Here is a 989-nt window from a genome sequence, read left to right as displayed (position 1 = left end):
CGGGGCGGGTACTGGTCACCGGGTTCGCAATCCTGCTGGTAGCCACCTCCGCGGTGCAGCTGCTCGACGACGACGCGTCCGTCGTGCTGCTGCTCACCATCATCGTCCTGCTGGGGATCCCGAACGGGCTGAACAACCTGGGCTTGCAGACGGCACTGTACGAGGCGGCGCCGCCGGAACGGGTGGGTGCGTCAGCTGGCCTGTTCCAGACGTTCCGCTACCTGGGGGCGATCTCGGCGACAAGCGTGCTGGGCGTCGTACTGGAGCAGGACCTGTCGACCCGCGGCATGCACCACGTCGGATACGTCATGACGACCGTGGCCGCGGTCCTGCTCTTCCTGACCATCCTGTCCATGTCCCGCCGACGCTGACCGGCAGGCACACGTGTGCAGACGAGCAGAACACGAGAGAATGCCAGCGCCGAACAGCCACGCACCGGCACGGCTCCGCGATAACGAGGTGAGCAATGGATAAAGCACGCAAGGTGGTCTTGGACGTGGACACGGGCAACGACGACGCCGTCGCCATCATGATGGCCGCGTTGCACCCCGACATCGACCTGATCGGCTGCACCACGGTCGGCGGCAATCTCTCGATCGAGGAGACGACGGACAACACACTGCGGGTCCTGGACCACGTCGGGCGCTCCGACGTGCCGGTCTACCGCGGACTGCGGAAGCCGTTCGCGCCGCGCCCGTACCCGATAGCTCCGAGCCCGCCGATCCATGAACCCACGCTCCCGCTGCCGGATCCACGCAGCCACGCTCGGAAGACTCCCGCTGTCGAGTGGCTCATCGAGACTCTACGCACGACGACGGAGCAGATCACTCTGGTGCCGGTGGCGCCGCTGACCAACATCGCAGCGGCGTTGACCGTCGCTCCGGAGATCCGTGAGGCCGTCGCCGAGATCGTGATCATGGGTGGCGGGCACGCGTTCGGCAACCGGACCGTCTCGGCGGAGTTCAACATCTACTACGACCCGATCGCCG

The 989-nt window shown here is 66.5% G+C and carries 1 protein-coding gene and 1 pseudogene; both read left to right on the top strand.

The genetic code is table 11. The annotated features are described in order from the left end of the window. A pseudogene (locus ELR45_RS35885) lies at positions 1-371 on the top strand (MFS transporter); the annotation flags it as partial. Positions 372-466: 95 nt separating this feature from the next. Further along, a partial coding sequence (locus tag ELR45_RS39235) for a nucleoside hydrolase (protein WP_205857342.1) occupies positions 467-989 on the top strand: 523 nt, incomplete at its 3' end.

Source organism: Phytoactinopolyspora endophytica (assembly GCF_004138495.1).
In the GTDB taxonomy this organism is placed as follows: domain Bacteria; phylum Actinomycetota; class Actinomycetes; order Jiangellales; family Jiangellaceae; genus Phytoactinopolyspora; species Phytoactinopolyspora endophytica.
The sequence above is the reverse complement of the archived record's forward strand: the minus strand, read 5'-3'. Positions and strand labels throughout refer to the sequence as shown.